Raw genomic sequence first — 18,814 nt, 5'->3', positions numbered from 1 at the left:
TTAAAACGGCCCGCACAGGATAGGGAGAAATTAAAAGACGAGGTGTAAATAACGATGGCGAATGCATATAAGCAAGCAGGAGTAGATATTGAAGCTGGATATGAAGCGGTATCTCGCATGAAAAAACACGTACAAACAACAATGAGAAAAGAAGTACTAGGCGGTTTAGGCGGTTTTGGAGGTATGTTTGATCTATCAAAATTTGCATTAGAAGAACCTGTATTAGTATCTGGAACAGATGGCGTGGGAACGAAATTGATGCTCGCTTTTATGGCAGATAAACATGACACAATTGGTATTGATGCAGTAGCAATGTGTGTAAATGATATTGTTGTCCAAGGAGCAGAGCCGCTTTTCTTCCTTGATTATATTGCTTGTGGTAAAGCTGAACCTAGTAAAATTGAAAACATCGTCAAAGGTATATCAGAGGGCTGTCGCCAAGCAGGTTGTGCTTTAATTGGTGGAGAAACAGCTGAAATGCCAGGAATGTATTCTACAGAAGAATACGATTTAGCTGGTTTTACAGTTGGGATCGTTGATAAAAAGAAAATTGTAACAGGTGAAAAAATTGAAGCTGGTCACGTATTAATTGGCTTGGCATCTAGCGGTATTCATAGTAACGGTTATTCTTTAGTACGAAAAGTATTACTAGAAGATGGAGAGCTATCTTTAGATCGCATTTACGGACGCTTAGAGCTACCTCTTGGTGAAGAATTATTAAAACCAACGAAAATTTATGTCAAACCTATTTTAGAACTATTGAAGAAATATGAAGTATACGGTATGGCACATATTACAGGTGGCGGATTCATTGAAAATATTCCACGTATGTTACCAGAAGAAATCGGTGCAGAAATTGAATTAGGATCTTGGGAAATTCAGCCGATCTTTAGTTTACTTCAAGAAGTTGGCAAGCTGGAAGAGAAAGAAATGTTCAATATTTTTAACATGGGTATTGGTATGGTAGTAGCGGTGAAGGAAGAAGATGCAAAAGATGTTGTTCGTCTTCTTGAAGAGCAAGGAGAAACTGCTCGTATTATTGGACGCACTGTACAAGGAGCTGGCGTTACTTTTAATGGAGGCACAGCGCTATGAGTAGATTAGCAGTTTTTGCTTCTGGAAGCGGATCTAACTTTCAATCTCTCGTTAATGCAGTAGAAGAAAAAAGATTGGATGCAGAAATTAGTTTATTAGTATGTGATAAACCAGAAGCACGCGCTGTTGGGCGAGCACATTATCATCATATCCCGTGTTTCGCTTTTTCAGCGAAAGCATATGAGTCAAAAGAAGCGTTTGAAAAAGAGATATTAAAGAAGCTAGAAGAGTATGAAATTGATTATGTTATTTTAGCTGGATATATGCGTTTAATTGGACCAACTTTACTAGAAGCTTACGGCGGAAGGATTATTAATATTCATCCATCACTATTACCGAGTTTTCCAGGGAAAGATGCTGTTGGTCAAGCGTTAGAAGCAGGTGTGAAAGTAACTGGAGTAACGATTCATTATGTAGACGCAGGTATGGATACAGGGCCAATTATTGCACAAGAAGCAGTAGTTGTTTCTGAAGGGGATACGAGAGAAAGCTTACAAAAGAAAATTCAACAAGTTGAACATAAATTATACGTAAATACAGTGAATCAAATTGTTCAATCTACGAAAGAACCAACTGTTAACTAACATACAACCAGGGGTGAAGGGTAAATGAAAAAGCGTGCATTAGTAAGTGTTTCAGATAAAACAGGAGTAGTAGAATTTGTTAAAGGTTTACTAGAACAAGGGATCGAAGTTATATCAACAGGTGGTACGAAAAAATTACTAGAAGAAAACGGCTTACAAGTAATCGGTATTTCTGAAGTAACTGGTTTCCCAGAAATTATGGATGGTCGTGTGAAAACATTACATCCAAATATTCATGGTGGTCTATTAGCAGTTCGTGATAATGAAACGCATGTAGCACAAATGAATGAGTTAGGTATAGAGCCAATTGATTTTGTTGTCGTTAACTTATACCCATTCAAAGAAACAATCGCTAAGCCTGATGTAACATTTGCTGATGCAATTGAAAATATTGATATCGGTGGCCCGACAATGATTCGCTCTGCTGCGAAAAATCATAAATTCGTATCTGTAATTGTAGATCCAGTAGATTATGATGTTGTATTAGCTGAATTAAAAGAGAACGGTGAAGTAGCAGAGGAAACAAAACGTAAACTAGCAGCAAAAGTATTCCGTCATACAGCAGCATATGATGCACTAATTTCTAATTACTTAACAGAGCAAATGGGTGAAGAAAGTCCTGAAACATTAACTGTGACATTTGAGAAAAAGCAAGACTTACGTTATGGCGAGAACCCACATCAAAAAGCAACTTTCTATAAAGCGCCATTCGCAGCAACTTCTTCTGTTGCATACGCAGAACAATTACACGGTAAGGAATTATCGTATAACAATATTAATGATGCAGACGCAGCGCTTAGCATCGTGAAAGAATTTACAGAACCAGCAGTAGTAGCGGTAAAACATATGAATCCATGTGGTGTTGGAGTAGGTACGGATATTCATGAAGCATACACACGTGCTTATGAAGCGGATCCAGTATCCATTTTTGGAGGCATTATTGCAGCGAATCGTGAAATTGATAAAGCTACAGCTGAAAAGTTACATGAAATTTTCTTAGAAATTATTATTGCACCTTCTTTCTCAAAAGAAGCTTTGGAAGTATTGCAAAGTAAGAAAAACTTACGTTTACTAACTGTAAATATTGAAAAATCGACAAGCGCGAGCAAAAAACTAACTTCTGTACAAGGTGGCCTTCTCGTTCAAGAGGAAGATACGTTATCATTAGATGAAAGTACAATTTCAATTCCAACAAAACGTGAACCTTCAGAGCAAGAATGGAAAGATTTAAAATTAGCTTGGAAAGTTGTAAAACATGTGAAGTCAAATGCAATTGTTTTAGCGAAAGATGATATGACAATTGGTGTCGGTGCGGGACAGATGAACCGTGTAGGTTCTGCAAAAATCGCAATTACACAAGCTGGTGAAAAAGCACAAGGTAGCGCGCTTGCATCTGATGCTTTCTTCCCAATGCCAGATACATTAGAAGAAGCAGCAAAAGCAGGAATTACAGCAATCATTCAACCAGGCGGATCAATCCGTGATGAAGATTCTATTAAAGTGGCGGATACATATGGGATTGCTATGGTGTTCACTGGCGTACGTCATTTCAAACACTAATAGAGGATATTTAAAAAGTCCGGTTAAGATCACCTTCGCATGTCGTCGTTGCAATGCCAGTGCGGTACTCATGTAGGAAAACTACACTCCGTGTCCTCCTGGCAAATGCGCCTCGACCTGCTCGGTTCTCTTAATCCTCCTTTTTAAACTTTGATTGATATGGAAGTTTAAAAAGTCCGGTTAAGATAACCTTCCTTTTTAAACTTTGATTGATATGAAAAAACAAACTAGGAGCATAGCTTCTAGTTTGTACTTATTTAAATATTGGGGGATGAAATATGAATGTTTTAGTAATTGGCCGCGGTGGGCGTGAGCATGCTTTAGCTTGGAAGTTTGCACAATCTGAAAAAGTAGAAAAGGTATATGTAGCACCAGGTAATGAAGGTATGCGTGATGTTGCAACACCAATTGATATTGATGAAAATGATTTTGATGCATTAGTTTTATTTGCGAAAGAGAATCATGTTGAGTTAACTTTCGTTGGACCAGAAATTCCACTTATGAATGGAATTGTTGATCGTTTTAAAGAAGAGGGACTTCGCGTATTTGGTCCGAATCAAGCGGCTGCTGTTATTGAAGGTAGTAAAGCTTTTACAAAAGAGCTTATGAAAAAATATAATATTCCAACTGCAGCGTACGAAACTTTTACAGACTATGAAGAAGCAGTAAAGTACATTGAAAAGGTTGGTGCACCAATTGTTATTAAGGCAGACGGTTTAGCGGCTGGTAAAGGTGTAACGGTAGCAATGACACTTGAAGAGGCATTACAAGCTGTGAAAGAAATGCTGCAAGATGTAAAGTTCGGGGAAGCGAGTAAGAAAGTTGTTATTGAAGAGTTTTTAGATGGACAAGAATTTTCATTAATGGCATTTGTGAATGGAACAACTGTACATCCGATGGTAATTGCACAAGATCATAAACGAGCTTTTTATGGTGATAAAGGTCCAAATACTGGCGGAATGGGTGCATATTCTCCAGTACCACAAATTTCGGAGTCAGCAGTTCAAGAGGCGATTGAAACGGTGTTACATCCAACTGCTAAAGCGATGATCCAAGAAAATCGATCGTTTACAGGAATTTTATATGCGGGACTTATTTTAACAAATGATGGTCCAAAGGTAATTGAATTTAATGCACGTTTTGGCGATCCTGAAACTGAAGTTGTATTACCCCGTTTAGAAAATGATTTAGTGGATGTATGTAACGCTGTATTAGATGAAAGTGAGTTAACGTTACAATGGTCAGAGGAATCGGTAATTGGTGTTGTGCTTGCTTCGAAAGGATACCCGGAAGCATATAAAAAAGGTGAAATTATTAAAGGGCTAGATGCATTGCAAGATGTAATTGTTTTCCATGCGGGTACAGCAATGAAACATGGTGACTTTGTGACAAACGGTGGCCGTGTACTATTTGTTGCTTGTAAGGCGAATAGTTTACAAGAAGCAAAAGATAAAGTATATAAAGAAATCGGTAAAATTGAGAGTGATGGTCTATTTTACCGAAGTGATATAGGATATCGTGCAATTGGGCATGAGATGACGAGAAATTAATATGTAAAAAAATCCCGCTGATTCCTCAGCGGGATTTTTTATGCATCTTTATCCTTTTTTAATTTCCCTTTTTGCTTTGCCATTTCTCGAAGTAAATATTCGATGTGTGCATTGACGCTACGAAACTCATCATTCGCCCATTTTTCGATGACTGCGTGTAATTCAGGATCAATACGTAATGGAAAGCTTTTCTTTTTAGCCATAAGGATTTACAACCTTTTAGTATAGGCTTCCTGTATTAATAACTGGTTGCGCACCTTTGTCTGAAACGATGGCAACTAATAAGTTGTTCACCATATTTGCTTTACGCTCGTCATCGAGTTCTAGTACGCCTTCTTCATCTAACATATGGATTGAATCTTTTGCCATCTTCACAGCACCTTCAACAATCTCTTTTCTAGCAGCTAATACTGCTTTTGCTTGTTGACGTTGTAGCATTGCATGGGCAATTTCTGTTGCGTAAGCTAAATGTGTTAAACGAGTTTCTAATACTTCTACGCCAGCAATTTCAAGGCGTGCTTCTAACTCGCGTTTTAATTCTTCAGAGATTTCTTCAGTGTTTCCACGTAACGTAATGCAAGTTTCATCTTGAAAATTGTCATAAGGATATTTCGTTGCAACGTGGCGGATTGCCGTTTCGCTTTGAATTTCTACAAATCGATCATAATGTTCAACGCCGAACATTGCTTTTGCAGAATCAACAACCTTATATACGATAACAGCTGCAATTTCAATTGGGTTGCCGTCGACATCATTTACTTTTAATTTTTTACTATTAAAGTTTTCAACACGTAACGATACAGTTTGACGGAACGCGAACGGAATCGTTAAAAATAAACCGTTTTGACGAATTGTTCCTAAATAATTACCGAAAAACGTAATGACTTTTGCTTGATTTGGCTGAACAATCCCGATACCTGTAGCAAGAACTGCAGCTAAAATAATAGTTAATGCTGCTCCTATGAAAATTTCTTGTACAAGGAAAAATACACCGATAGCGGCTAAAATTAAAATTCCAATAATCCCAAGAAAACCATTAACGTAAAATACTTGTTTTTCTTTCATATGATCGCCTCCTGATATAAAAATGATATCACTTTTATATCATTTTAAGCAAGGGGTTTACACCTAATTTTCTGAATTTTATTGATTATGTATATTTAAATACTTAAAATAAGAATGTACGTTCTGTTTCATGGTAAAATAAAGAAGACTTAACCGCCCACTGCAGCAGCTAAGTCCCTTTGAGAGCATCTTACATCGTGACAAATGATTCAAAGCGGTTTTGCCAGGATTATATCTTCAATCGCTGACTCAATCTCTTTGTCAGAAGCGTCATAACTTCCATTTGACTGTGGTTTGTCGTGATTGGAAGTTTGATTCGCTTCTTCTTTAGTATGTCCCTTTTTAGCAAAATCCATGCTAGGCATTTTAAATGCCCCCATGTTCATGTATTTTCCGAATTTCCACATTTCAACAATAGGGCAGAAACGAACAATTCCCTCTGCAACTTTCATTGCACCAATCCATAGCAAAATGTTAGACCAAGTGCACCAAGGTTTGCGCACGAGTTTCGTTGCACTACAACCGAAGAGGACAAGTCCGAGTGTAATTCGAATTAGGGCATTTATTGTACCGATATTTTGCTTCATTAGAAAAACACTCCTTTTTATGAAAGTTGAAATAGATAATACTATTTCTTTTATTAGTATCCCTTTTGATTTTTCGGATATGTAATCCAACATTTGACGTGGAAAAAGATGTTGGAATGTGCGTGTGTGTAAGTAACTTTTTTTGTTATAATGAAAGAATGCATAAAAGGAACTTCAAAATTAAATCCTCTAGTTTAAAAAATATGGAAGAGGTAATTCCAAACTTAATTCTCCGTTTTAAACAAATATTTAAGATGAAGTTAAAACAATAATGATGAAAATAAACTGTTATTTTAAACAGAAATATATACAACTTGAGAAAAGAAAGGGTGTTTTCATGTACGATATTTCCGGATGGAAACATGTATTTAAGCTTGATCCGAATAAGGAATTAAGTGACGAACATTTAGAAATGATTTGTGAGTCTGGAACAGATGCTGTTATTGTAGGCGGAAGTGATGGGGTGACAATTGATAATGTACTACACATGCTAGTTAGCATTCGTAGATATGCAGTTCCTTGTGTGTTAGAGGTTTCTGATGTGGAAGCAATTACACCAGGATTCGATTTTTATTATATCCCAAGCGTTTTAAATAGCCGAAAGGTGGAATGGGTAACAGGCGTTCATCATGAGGCTTTGAAAGAATTTGGGGATATTATGGATTGGGACGAAATTTTTATGGAAGGATATTGTGTTTTAAATCCTGAAGCGAAAGTAGCCCAGCTTACAGATGCAAAGTGTGATGTAACAGAAGATGATGTAATTGCATACGCGCGTTTAGCAGACAAGCTATTACGTTTACCGATATTTTATTTAGAATATAGCGGTACGTATGGAGATGTTGAACTTGTTAAAAATGTGAAAGCAGAATTGAAACAAGCTAAGTTATATTATGGCGGTGGTATTTCTAATGCTGAACAAGCGAAGGAAATGGCGCAGTATGCTGATACAGTAGTTGTCGGAAATATTATTTATGATGATATAAAAGCAGCGTTAAAAACGGTTAAAGCAGTAAAAGGAGAGTAGGTGCAGGCATATATGAGTATGACAGATAGATTATTAAATGGTTTAAATCCGCAGCAACAAAAAGCAGTACAAACAACGAACGGACCACTTCTATTAATGGCAGGCGCAGGCAGTGGTAAAACACGTGTGTTAACACATCGTATTGCGTATTTACTTGGTGAAAAAGGAGTAGCACCATGGAATGTACTAGCTATTACCTTTACAAATAAAGCCGCTCGTGAAATGCGCGAGCGTATTGATACACTTGTCGGACCAGAAGCTGAAGATATTTGGATTTCTACGTTCCACTCTATGTGTGTACGTATTTTACGACGTGATATCGATCGCATTGGTATTAATCGTAACTTTACAATTTTAGATTCAGGTGATCAGTTAACTGTAGTCAAAAAAATTATGAAAGAGCGCAATATTGATCCGAAGAAATTTGAACCGCGCTCTATTTTAGCTGGTATTAGTAATGCGAAAAATGAATTGTTATCTGCGGATAAATATGCAAAGAAAATTACAATTGCTGATCCATATGAAAAATTAACGAGCGATGTATATACAGAATATCAAAAACGTCTTTTGAAAAATAACTCACTAGACTTTGATGATTTAATTATGACGACGATTCAACTATTTGAACGTGTTCCAGAAGTGCTAGAGTTTTATCAGCGTAAATTCCAGTATATTCACGTGGATGAGTATCAAGATACGAACAAAGCGCAGTACCTTCTTGTTAAACATTTGGCAGCACGTTTTAAAAATTTATGTGTTGTAGGTGACTCAGATCAGTCAATTTATCGCTGGCGTGGTGCGGACATTTCTAACATTTTGTCATTTGAAAAAGATTATGAGAATGCGCAAGTTATTCTGTTAGAACAAAATTATCGTTCGTCACAAAATATTTTAAATGCAGCGAATGCTGTCATTGAAAGAAATACGAATCGTAAACCGAAGAAATTATGGACAGATAATGAAGTTGGAAGCAAAATCTCTTACTATCGTGCTGCAACGGAAAAGGACGAAGCATACTTTGTGGCGAAAAAAATTCGCGACGATATTCAAATGGGAAAACGAAAATATACTGATTTTGCAGTGTTATATCGTACAAATGCGCAGTCTCGTATGGTCGAGGAGATTTTCCTGAAATCTAATATTCCTTACAAAATTGTCGGCGGTACGAAGTTCTACGACCGTAAAGAGATTAAAGACATTTTGGCGTATTTACGCTTAATTGGTAATCCAGATGATGAGATTAGTTTCGCACGTATTATTAACGTGCCAAAGCGTGGAATTGGTGCGACTTCTATCGACAAAATTATTAATTACGGTGTACAAAATGGAATTTCATTAACAGCTGTATTCGATGAGATTGAGCATGTTGGAGTAAGTGCAAAGGTTACAAAGGCAGTAAAGGAATTCGCAGGTTTATTACACAACTGGGTAAATATGCAAGAGTATTTATCTGTTACAGAATTGGTAGAAGAAGTTATTGAGAAAACAGGTTATCGCGATATGTTGAAAAATGAGCGTACGTTAGAAGCAGAAGGTCGTCTAGAGAACTTAGATGAGTTTTTATCTGTTACGCAAACATTTGAATCTCAAAGCGAAGATAAGAGTCTTGTTGCATTCTTAACAGACTTAGCACTTGTTGCAGATATTGATCGTGTAGATGAAGACCCAACTGCTGGTGAGGAAGTTATTTTAATGACGATGCATTCAGCGAAAGGATTAGAATTCCCAGTTGTCTTTATTGTTGGTTTAGAGGAAGGAATATTCCCGCATACTCGTTCTCTAATGGAAGAAGATGAAATGCAAGAAGAGCGTCGTCTTGCTTATGTAGGTATTACTCGTGCAGAAGAAGAGTTGTATTTATCTAATGCACAAATGCGTACTTTATTTGGTAGAACAAGTATGAATGCCGCATCTCGATTTATTACAGAAATCCCGACAGAACTAGTGGAATCATTAAATGAAACAGCGCCGAAGCGTGAAACTTCGTTTGGTGCAAAAGGAAGAGTGGCAAGTAGCAGTAAAACGACAACTACAACTACAACACGTTCTCGCTCAGCTTTCGCGCGTCCTGCAGCTAAGACGACAGGCGGCGAACAAATCGGCTGGGCAGTAGGCGATAAAGCTTCCCACCAAAAATGGGGAATCGGTACAGTTGTAAGTGTAAAAGGTGAAGGTGATGCAAAAGAATTAGATATTGCGTTCCCAAGCCCAATTGGTGTTAAACGCTTGTTAGCAAAATTTGCACCTGTGACGAAACAATAGGAAAGGAATGAGGATATGTCAAAAGAGATAGCAAAAAAACGTATAGAAGAACTACGTGATTTGTTAAATACATTTAACTATCAATATCACGTGTTAGACAATCCTTCTGTTTCTGATGCGGAGTATGACCGTAATATGCAGGAGCTTATAAAATTAGAAGCAGAGAACCCAGAGTTTATGAGTGAAGATTCTCCCTCCGTTCGCGTTGGGGGAACGGTTCTTGATATATTTGAAAAAGTAACACACAAGTCACCGATGTTAAGTTTAGGAAATGCATTTAACGAAGGAGATTTACGTGATTTTGACCGACGAGTACGTCAAGGAATTGATGATGCGAATGTAAGATATATATGCGAATTAAAAATTGACGGACTTGCAGTTTCACTTCATTATGAAAAAGGACGCTTCATTCAAGGGGCAACACGTGGTGATGGTGTAACAGGTGAAGATATTACTCAAAATTTAAAAACGATTAAAGCAATCCCGCTTCGTTTAAATGAAGAAGTAACGTTAGAAGTACGAGGCGAAGCTTACATGCCGAAGCGTTCATTCGTTAAGTTAAATGAAGAAAAAGAGCAAAATGGTGAAGATGTATTTGCAAATCCGCGTAATGCGGCAGCAGGTTCAATCCGCCAACTTGATCCGAAAATTGCAGCGAAGCGTAACTTATCTATGTTTGTATACGGTCTTGCGAATGTAGAAGAAAAAACAATCCTATCACATAGTGAATCGCTTGATTTCTTAGGTGAACTTGGATTCAAAACAAATCCAAATCGACGCACATGTGAAACAATTGAAGAAGTTATAGCTTATGTAGAAGAATGGCAAGAAAAACGTCCGCATCTTGATTATGAGATTGACGGGATCGTTATAAAAGTAGATGATGTTGCTCTTCAAGAAAGTCTAGGCACTACAGCAAAGAGTCCAAGATGGGCAATTGCTTATAAATTCCCAGCTGAAGAAGTTGTAACAAGATTAACAGGCATTGAATTAAGTGTTGGTCGTACAGGGGTTGTAACACCGACTGCAGAGCTAGAGCCAGTGCGAGTGGCTGGTACGATCGTTCGTCGTGCTTCTTTACATAACGAAGATTTAATTCGTGAAAAAGATATTCGAATTGGTGACTACGTTGTTGTGAAGAAGGCTGGAGATATTATTCCTGAAGTTGTGAATGTTATTTTCGATAAGCGTACTGGTGAGGAAGAAGAATATCATATGCCAACGCATTGCCCAGCATGTGAGAGTGAACTAGTTCGTTTAGAAGAAGAGGTAGCACTTCGTTGTATAAATCCAACTTGTCCTGCTCAAATTCGAGAAGGGTTAATCCATTTCGTTTCAAGAAATGCAATGAATATTGATGGACTTGGAGAACGTGTCATTACACAACTCTTTGAGGCAGATTATATTCGTACATTTGCTGATTTATATTCGTTGACGAAAGAGCAATTATTACAGCTAGAACGATTTGGAGAAAAATCAGCAACGAATTTAGTACAAGCAATTGAAAATTCTAAAGAAAACTCATTAGAGCGATTATTATTCGGTCTTGGTATTCGCCATGTTGGAGCGAAAGCGGCACGTACATTTGCAGAGCATTTCGAAACGATGGATGCGCTTGTGAAGGCAACGGAAGAAGAACTAAAAGCAATTAATGAAATTGGTGAAAAAATGGCTCAATCCGTAGTAACGTATTTCGATAATGAAGACGTATTAGAGTTATTACAACAATTTAAAGAATACGGCGTGAACATGACATATAAAGGCATGAAAATTGCTGATTTACAAAACGTTGAGTCGTACTTCGCAGGAAAAACTGTCGTTTTAACAGGGAAATTAGAAGTTATGGGACGTAGTGAAGCGAAGAAAAAGATTGAGGCATTAGGTGGAAAAGTAACAGGAAGTGTTAGTAAAAGTACAGATTTAGTTGTTGCAGGTGAAGCGGCAGGTTCGAAATTAGCACAAGCGGAGAAACATAATGTCGAGGTTTGGAATGAAGAGAGGTTCTTACAAGAGCTAAATAAGTAAGAGGTGCAAACTTACCATGAAAAAAATAGCATTAGCGGTATTAAGCCTTGGCCTACTTGTAAGTGGGTGTAGTGCAGGTGCCGATAAAGATGAAAAAGTGGTTGAGAAATCGGGGAAAGCAAAAGAGCAAGCAATCGTCCCGAATTACTCTATTTCGGATGAATATTATAAGACGACTATTCCATTTGAGGGAGGAAACGCACGTGGCTTAGTTGTGCAAGGAGTAAGTAATCGTCTTGATATAGATGAATTTGAAACAGGATTAATGCGTATTGCGAAAGAATCATTTAGTACGAAAGATAATGTTTTCAAAGGCGGAAAATCCCTAACTACTCAGTATATACAGATGCTTGTTAAAAGAAAACGTACAGATGCAGAACAAAAGGAACTAGAAGATACATTAAAAAAAGATGCGGTTAAATTCCCGAACATAGGGTTAAATCCTGCATTAGGTACAGGATCCGAATCATTAGAAGTGAAAAATAAAAAAAATCCAATATATATTTCAAATATTTTAGAGCATGATTATTATGTGAACAAAGGCGAAAAAGATGAGCGTAGTGGCATTGTAGTTGGATTAGCAATGAATTCGGTTCATTATTATGAGGAAGAGCATGGGTACCCGCGTGAGGCTGCAATTTCGAATGAAAAGATGTTAGCTGAAGGGAAAAAAATGGTGCCAGAAATCTTGAAAGTTATGCATCAACAAGATCCTGAGACAAAAAACCTTCCGATAACATTTGCAATTTATCGTCAGGCTCCGAAGTCTTCGCTCGTGCCAGGTAACTTTGTTTCTTATGCGAATGTCGAAAAAGGTAGTGAAACGGTTGAGGATTGGAAACAAATTAATGAGAAATATTATTTGTTCCCATCTGAACAAGCGAAAACAGATAATAAACGTGAAGACTTGGCGAGAGTATCAAACTTCAAGGCAAAATTAAGCGATTATTTCCAAGGTGACTATACAGCTGTTATCGGTACTGGTATGTATAGAGACGATGAATTAAGAGAAATAAAGCTTGATATTCCTGTCCAGTTTAATGGGAAAGCAGAAATAATTGGCTTTACACAATATGTAGCCGGGCTTGTTATGGAATACTTCCCGAATTATATGAAAGTACAAGTAACGATTAAATCTGTAGAACGTCCAGAAGCGATTATTATACGTGAGGCGAAGCAAGATGAGCCGTATGTGAAAATTTTAGATTAAATAGAAGGGCCGTTCCTTTATGGAACGGCTTTTTTTCTTGGGTAATTTTGTTATAATTTAAAATGTTATAAATAATGGGGTAAGGGGTAAAGCGCATGGACGAATTAAGTTTTCAAGTCATTATTTTATTAATCGCATTCGGTTTTTTAGCAGCTTTTATTGATTCAGTTGTTGGCGGTGGAGGGTTAATTTCGCTTCCGGCACTTATGTTTGTTGGTTTACCGCCAGCTTCGGCAATTGCAACGAATAAATTAGCTGCAACGATGGGGACGTTTACGAGTGCGATTTACTTTATTCGATCGGGAAAGGTCGATTTTAAAATTGTAGGAAAGTTAATCCCGTTAACTGTTATAGGAGCAGTAGCAGGTGCTTTAGTAGTAAAGTTTATTCCTCCAGATATTTTACGTCCGTTAGTGCTTGTAATGTTGGTATTTATTGCTATTTATATTATTGCGAAAAAGGATTGGGGAAGTGTGTCTACCTATAAGAAGATGACGAAAAGAAAAACATTAATATTTTTCTTTGTTATTTTAATGATAGGGTTTTACGATGGATTTTTTGGACCAGGGACGGGATCCTTTTTAATTTTTGCATTTTTATTAATTGGTTTGGATTTTATTCAAGCGGCAGCATCTGGAAAACTTTTGAACTTTGTTAGTAATATCGTATCGTTAATCACTTTTTTATTTTTAGACGTAATTCATTTTGAATACGGTATTATTATGGGGTTATCGATGATTTTTGGCGCTTATTTTGGATCGAAGTTTGCAGTTCAAAAAGGTGTTGGATATGTAAGGACTTTATTTTTGTTAGTAACTATTTTATTGATTAGCAAAAACGTTTTGGAATATACTCATATTTTGTAGAGTTATACATTTGTATAACTCTGTTTTTTTATTATATTTTAAAAATTAATTAATTTTTAAAATATAAGTCTAGGAATATTTGAATAAATCTAAATTATCGTGTAGAATAATGTTGTAAAATGTAAACGTTTTTCTAAGGGGAGGCTAAAAATAATGGTAGTAGCATACAAACATGAGCCATTTACAGATTTTTCAGTGGAGGCTAACAAATTAGCATTTGAAGAAGGTTTAAAGAAAGTAGAATCTTATCTTGGGCAAGACTATCCATTAATTATTGGGGGAGAAAAAATCACTACAGAAGACAAAATTGTTTCTGTAAACCCTGCAAATAAAGAGGAACTTGTTGGTCGTGTTTCAAAAGCAAGCCGTGAGTTAGCTGAAAAAGCAATGCAAGTAGCGGATGAAACATTCCAAACTTGGAGAAAATCAAAGCCAGAAATGCGTGCAGACATTTTATTCCGTGCTGCAGCGATCGTTCGTCGTAGAAAACATGAATTCTCTGCTATTCTTGTAAAAGAAGCAGGTAAACCATGGAATGAGGCAGATGCTGATACAGCAGAAGCAATCGACTTTATGGAATATTATGGTCGTCAAATGTTGAAATTAAAAGACGGAATTCCAGTAGAAAGCCGTCCAATTGAATATAATCGTTTCTCTTACATTCCATTAGGAGTAGGTGTTATCATTTCTCCTTGGAATTTCCCATTCGCAATTATGGCAGGTATGACAACAGCTGCTTTAGTTTCTGGTAACACAGTATTACTAAAACCAGCTAGTACAACTCCTGTAGTAGCAGCGAAATTCATGGAAGTATTAGAAGAAGCTGGCTTACCAGCTGGCGTAGTAAACTTCGTACCAGGTAATGGTTCTGAAGTTGGTGACTACTTAGTAGATCACCCTCGTACACGTTTCATTAGCTTCACTGGATCTCGTGATGTAGGTATCCGTATTTATGAGCGCGCGGCGAAAGTAAACCCAGGCCAAATTTGGTTAAAACGCGTTATCGCTGAAATGGGCGGTAAAGATACAATCGTTGTTGATAAAGAAGCAGATCTTGAATTAGCAGCTAAATCTATCGTTGCATCAGCATTCGGATTCTCAGGACAAAAATGTTCTGCATGTTCTCGTGCAGTAATCCACGAAGATGTATACGATCACGTATTAAATCGTGCTGTTGAATTAACAAAAGAATTAACAGTTGCTAACCCAGCTGTATTAGGTACAAACATGGGTCCTGTTAATGACCAAGCTGCATTTGATAAAGTAATGAGCTATGTTGCAATTGGTAAAGAAGAAGGTAGAATTTTAGCAGGTGGCGAAGGAGACGATTCTAAAGGCTGGTTCATCCAACCAACAATCGTTGCTGACGTTGCAGAAGATGCTCGCTTAATGAAAGAAGAAATCTTCGGACCAGTAGTAGCATTCTGTAAAGCAAAAGACTTTGACCATGCACTTGCAATTGCAAACAATACAGAATACGGTTTAACAGGAGCAGTTATCTCTAACAACCGTGACCATATTGAAAAAGCACGTGAAGACTTCCATGTAGGTAACTTATACTTCAACCGTGGATGTACTGGTGCAATCGTAGGATACCAACCATTCGGTGGCTTTAACATGTCTGGTACAGACTCTAAAGCTGGTGGCCCTGACTACTTAGCGCTTCACATGCAAGCAAAAACTACTTCTGAAACTTTATAAGAAATAGTAGAAGAGATCTTCGCAGTCTGCGAAGATCTCTTTTTTTGAAAAACTTTCTATATGTGGAGTAAGATAGGTGTCAGTAGAAAAACTGATTAAGTATTAAGGTTTATTTCAGTAAAATAAGGTATATTATATTTGTTGAATAGATTCTCTTTAAAGAGAAGAAAAGTAGGTGAACAAAGTGGGAAAATATCAATTGGATTACAAAGGTCAGGTAGCTGTCGCAAAGTTCCATGAAAAACAGACGCCTGTCAAATTTGATAAAAAGCAGCAAATTGAAAAATTGCGTGCGGAGTATTTGAAAAAGAAACAAAAACAAACAGATAAATAATAGGGGAAACTAGTTCGAATTTAAAATGCTATATATTACCATTAGGCAAATAGAACTAGCTAAACCCTATTCATATCGGGATAAACATGTAAATAGAAATAAAACAATGAGAAAAGTTGACTTATTAGTCACATTTTTTTGTATTCATTTTAAGGATTTCCTGTATAATACAATTTGAAAGAAAATCTATGGTTTGACAAGAAACACTCTTTTCGGTTTTGCTCACTGAAGAGAGTGTTTTTTTGTAGCTAAAAACTCCTCTGTACTCATTACATTTGCATATACGCCATTTAAACTAGCTAAAATTGTATTATGAATATAAACAGCGGGTATCGTAGCATTCTTAAAAGAAAGATCTTTTGTCGCACAAGCATCATGTATAACAGTACATTGCAAGCCGAAATCAAAGGCAGCCCTTACGGTAGCATCAATACACATATGAGTCATCATCCCGCATATGACGAGGTGCTCAATATTTAAACGTTGTAATTGCTCTAGAAGATCGGTTTCGCGAAAACTATTTGGATAATGTTTGAGTATAACGGTTTCTTCTTTAAGTGGGCGTACGCTTTCATGAATATGTACACCTTCTGTATTGGGTAGGAAAAAAGTAGCGTCCTCTTTTATTGCTACATGTTGGATATGAAAAATAGGTTCGTTTTTCGTTCTAAAGAATTGTAATAGCTGACTAGCATATTCGCTTGCTTCTACTGGATTACGCAATTCCATTTTTCCATGTGGAAAATAATCATTTTGAATATCAACGAGTAAAAGAGCCGTTTTCATATATTTACCTTCCTCCAATTTCATATTCAAATAATGGTATTCAATTAGTAGAGAAGATTATCCTTTTAAAAAATATGCAAGAGGAGAATTTTACATAACTTTAAAGATTACTATTTTTTCTTGAATTTTTCATCTGAAAATTTTAATAAAGAAATAATTAATATTTTTCTAAAAAATGTATTGACTCTTATTATTCTGAGTTCTATAATGAGAATTAATTAAACGATAATTAAATCGATACATTCTTATCCAGAGAGGTGGAGGGACTGGCCCTACGATACCTCAGCAACGGGTTTTTTAATACCGTGCTAACTCCAGCAAGCCTATGAAAGGCTTGGAAGATGAGAAGATGTGACCGAGTACATATAAGTGCTCTCCTTCTTATCTTTATGGTTGATAAGAAGGAGAGCACTTTTTATTTTACCTCGAAAGCTCTACTTCAAGTTTTTACAGCATATAGGAGGGGGAAAAATGATTTCTTTTAATAATGTAAGTAAAGTATATGAATCAGGTGGGCAATCTGTTCATGCGGTGGAGGATGTAACGTTATCAGTTGAGAAAGGCGAAATTTTTGGCATTATCGGTTTTAGTGGCGCTGGAAAGAGTACATTATTACGCCTAGTAAACATGTTAGAGAGACCAACGGCAGGAACGATTTCAATAGATGATAAAGATATTACATCATTATCGACGAAAGAATTACGGAAGCTAAGACAAAGAATCGGGATGATTTTTCAAAACTTTAATTTATTTAATTCAAGAACAGTGTTTGGGAATATTGCTTATCCATTAAAGTTAGCAAAAGTACCAAAGAATGAAATAAAAGAAAGAGTAAATGAATTGCTGAAGTTTGTAGGGTTAGAAGATAAAGCAAACAATTACCCAGAGCAGCTATCAGGCGGACAAAAGCAGCGTGTAGGTATCGCTAGAGCACTTGCAACATCACCAGATATTCTTATATGTGATGAGGCAACATCAGCTTTAGATCCAGAAACAACGACAGAAATTCTAAACTTATTAAAGAAAGTAAATCGAGAATATAATTTAACAATTCTTCTTATTACACATGAAATGCATGTTGTGAAAGAAATTTGTCACCGTGTAGCTGTAATGGAAAAAGGAAAAGTTATTGAAGAAGGAAAACTGTTTGATGTTTTCACACAACCAAAAACAACGACGACTCAAAACTTTGTACGTTCTGTTATTAATGATCATTTACCGGAAAGTGTTTTAGCGAAAATTCAAAATGGTGGTCAGATTTATCGCCTAACATTTACTGGTGAGGAAACAGGACAGCCGGTACTATCATATATCGCAAAAAACTATAATGTCGATGTAAATGTACTGTACGGAAATATTATTGAACTTCAAAATGTGCTATTTGGAAATCTTCTTGTAGAATTGCAAGGTGAACAGAGGGAAATTCAAAAAGCATTACAACATCTAAGACTGCAAGTGCAGCTGAAGGAGGTAGAAGCTCATGCGAGTTGATTGGAGTATATTTTGGCCGCGCATATTAGATGCGACGGGGGATACCCTCTTAATGGTAATTGTAACCCTTATATTCGCTACAATTCTTGGTATACCTCTAGGTTTACTTTTATATGTAACGAGAAAAGGAAACTTTTTAGAAAATAAATGGGTCTTTTCTATTCTTAATATTATCATTAATACAATTCGTCCAATTCCATTCATCATATTCTTAGTAGCTTTAAGCCCGCTAACAAGAAGTGTTATCGGAACGACAATTGGAACGGCGGCAGCAATTTTTCCAATGACGTTAGTTGCATCAATTGGTATCGCTAGAATGGTTGAAACAAATCTTGTTTCTGTTCCGAAAGGGGTAATTGAAGCAGCGCAAGCGATGGGTGCTTCACCAATTAGAATTGTTTTTGAAATCCTTGTACCAGAAGCGTTAGCACCATTAATTTTAGGTGTTACATTTATGACAGTTGGTTTAATTGAATTTTCTGCAGTTGCTGGGCTTGTCGGTGGTGGCGGCCTTGGTGATTTAGCAATGACATATGGTTATCAACGTTTTGATACATCAGTTATGTTCGTAACGGTCGTTTTACTTATCATTCTTGTACAGTTAGCTCAAAACTTAGGAAACTACTTTGCGAAAGTCTTTTTACGCAGATCATAAAAGGAAGAGGGGGAAA

Annotated in this window: 17 protein-coding genes and 1 riboswitch; of the genes, 13 read left to right on the top strand and 4 right to left on the bottom strand. The window is 36.7% G+C overall.

From position 1 onward, the window contains the following. The first annotated feature begins 54 nt into the window (after positions 1-54). The 4 genes from purM to purD all read left to right on the top strand — a co-directional run bounded on the left by purM (position 55) and on the right by purD (position 4,789). The gene (purM, locus tag PDQ40_RS20080; protein ID WP_001262431.1) at positions 55-1,095 is read left to right on the top strand and encodes a phosphoribosylformylglycinamidine cyclo-ligase; all 1,041 of its coding nucleotides are present in this window, start codon (positions 55-57) and stop codon (positions 1,093-1,095) included. Next, complete coding sequence (gene purN, locus PDQ40_RS20075) at positions 1,092-1,679, top strand: phosphoribosylglycinamide formyltransferase (protein ID WP_000088580.1); 588 nt, start codon at positions 1,092-1,094, stop codon at positions 1,677-1,679. Before purM ends, purN begins: the two co-directional genes overlap by 4 nt. Positions 1,680-1,703: 24 nt before the next feature. Further along, complete coding sequence (gene purH, locus PDQ40_RS20070; RefSeq protein WP_000745403.1) at positions 1,704-3,239, top strand: bifunctional phosphoribosylaminoimidazolecarboxamide formyltransferase/IMP cyclohydrolase; 1,536 nt, start codon at positions 1,704-1,706, stop codon at positions 3,237-3,239. A gap of 278 nt (positions 3,240-3,517) precedes the next feature. Beyond that, positions 3,518-4,789, top strand: coding sequence for a phosphoribosylamine--glycine ligase (purD, locus tag PDQ40_RS20065; RefSeq protein WP_270691600.1), 1,272 nt, complete (start codon positions 3,518-3,520; stop codon positions 4,787-4,789). A 38-nt stretch (positions 4,790-4,827) separates the two neighbouring features. Here purD and PDQ40_RS20060 read toward each other — a convergent pair whose 3' ends face one another. The 3 genes from PDQ40_RS20060 to PDQ40_RS20050 all read right to left on the bottom strand — a co-directional run bounded on the left by PDQ40_RS20060 (position 4,828) and on the right by PDQ40_RS20050 (position 6,441). After that, complete coding sequence (locus tag PDQ40_RS20060) at positions 4,828-4,992, bottom strand: toxin-antitoxin system HicB family antitoxin (RefSeq protein ID WP_001085171.1); 165 nt, start codon at positions 4,990-4,992, stop codon at positions 4,828-4,830. 16 nt (positions 4,993-5,008) lie between these two features. After that, positions 5,009-5,854, bottom strand: a complete 846-nt coding sequence (locus PDQ40_RS20055) for an SPFH domain-containing protein (RefSeq protein ID WP_000660683.1) — start codon at positions 5,852-5,854, stop codon at positions 5,009-5,011. A gap of 209 nt (positions 5,855-6,063) precedes the next feature. Beyond that, positions 6,064-6,441, bottom strand: a complete 378-nt coding sequence (locus PDQ40_RS20050; RefSeq protein ID WP_000812349.1) for a YgaP family membrane protein — start codon at positions 6,439-6,441, stop codon at positions 6,064-6,066. Positions 6,442-6,778: 337 nt separating this feature from the next. On the opposite strand from PDQ40_RS20050, the gene PDQ40_RS20045 reads away from it, so the two are divergent. The 7 genes from PDQ40_RS20045 to PDQ40_RS20015 all read left to right on the top strand — a co-directional run bounded on the left by PDQ40_RS20045 (position 6,779) and on the right by PDQ40_RS20015 (position 15,866). Next, positions 6,779-7,468 (top strand): heptaprenylglyceryl phosphate synthase, encoded by a 690-nt coding sequence (locus PDQ40_RS20045; protein ID WP_000272090.1) that lies wholly within the window; start codon positions 6,779-6,781, stop codon positions 7,466-7,468. Positions 7,469-7,480: 12 nt separating this feature from the next. Beyond that, positions 7,481-9,730, top strand: coding sequence for a DNA helicase PcrA (pcrA, locus tag PDQ40_RS20040; RefSeq protein WP_025991725.1), 2,250 nt, complete (start codon positions 7,481-7,483; stop codon positions 9,728-9,730). 15 nt (positions 9,731-9,745) lie between these two features. Beyond that, complete coding sequence (ligA, locus tag PDQ40_RS20035) at positions 9,746-11,755, top strand: NAD-dependent DNA ligase LigA (RefSeq protein WP_000031446.1); 2,010 nt, start codon at positions 9,746-9,748, stop codon at positions 11,753-11,755. Positions 11,756-11,771: 16 nt separating this feature from the next. Continuing rightward, positions 11,772-12,965, top strand: coding sequence for a CamS family sex pheromone protein (locus PDQ40_RS20030; RefSeq protein WP_000717039.1), 1,194 nt, complete (start codon positions 11,772-11,774; stop codon positions 12,963-12,965). A 95-nt stretch (positions 12,966-13,060) separates the two neighbouring features. Then, entirely contained in the window at positions 13,061-13,831 is a 771-nt protein-coding gene (locus PDQ40_RS20025) for a TSUP family transporter (RefSeq protein ID WP_000343966.1), read from the top strand. A gap of 153 nt (positions 13,832-13,984) precedes the next feature. Further along, entirely contained in the window at positions 13,985-15,532 is a 1,548-nt protein-coding gene (gene pruA, locus PDQ40_RS20020; protein ID WP_000259550.1) for an L-glutamate gamma-semialdehyde dehydrogenase, read from the top strand. Positions 15,533-15,707: 175 nt separating this feature from the next. Then, positions 15,708-15,866, top strand: a complete 159-nt coding sequence (locus PDQ40_RS20015) for a hypothetical protein (protein WP_001045034.1) — start codon at positions 15,708-15,710, stop codon at positions 15,864-15,866. Positions 15,867-16,088: 222 nt separating this feature from the next. On the opposite strand, the gene PDQ40_RS20010 is transcribed toward PDQ40_RS20015, so the two are convergent. Then, the gene (locus PDQ40_RS20010) at positions 16,089-16,652 is read right to left on the bottom strand and encodes a cysteine hydrolase family protein (RefSeq protein ID WP_000844901.1); all 564 of its coding nucleotides are present in this window, start codon (positions 16,650-16,652) and stop codon (positions 16,089-16,091) included. Between the two features lie 242 nt (positions 16,653-16,894). After that, positions 16,895-17,000: riboswitch (SAM riboswitch) on the top strand. Between the two features lie 123 nt (positions 17,001-17,123). Here PDQ40_RS20010 and PDQ40_RS20005 point away from each other — a divergent pair. Next, positions 17,124-18,143, top strand: a complete 1,020-nt coding sequence (locus tag PDQ40_RS20005; protein WP_000622978.1) for a methionine ABC transporter ATP-binding protein — start codon at positions 17,124-17,126, stop codon at positions 18,141-18,143. Continuing rightward, on the top strand, positions 18,133-18,798 hold the full coding sequence (locus tag PDQ40_RS20000) for a methionine ABC transporter permease (protein ID WP_001261859.1): 666 nt from the start codon (positions 18,133-18,135) through the stop codon (positions 18,796-18,798). The genes PDQ40_RS20005 and PDQ40_RS20000 overlap by 11 nt, the downstream gene beginning before the upstream one ends. The last annotated feature ends 16 nt before the right edge of the window (positions 18,799-18,814 follow it).

The organism is Bacillus cereus group sp. Bc061 (assembly GCF_027715825.1).
GTDB classification, from domain to species: Bacteria; Bacillota; Bacilli; order Bacillales; family Bacillaceae_G; genus Bacillus_A; species Bacillus_A paranthracis.
The sequence above is the reverse complement of the archived record's forward strand: the minus strand, read 5'-3'. Positions and strand labels throughout refer to the sequence as shown.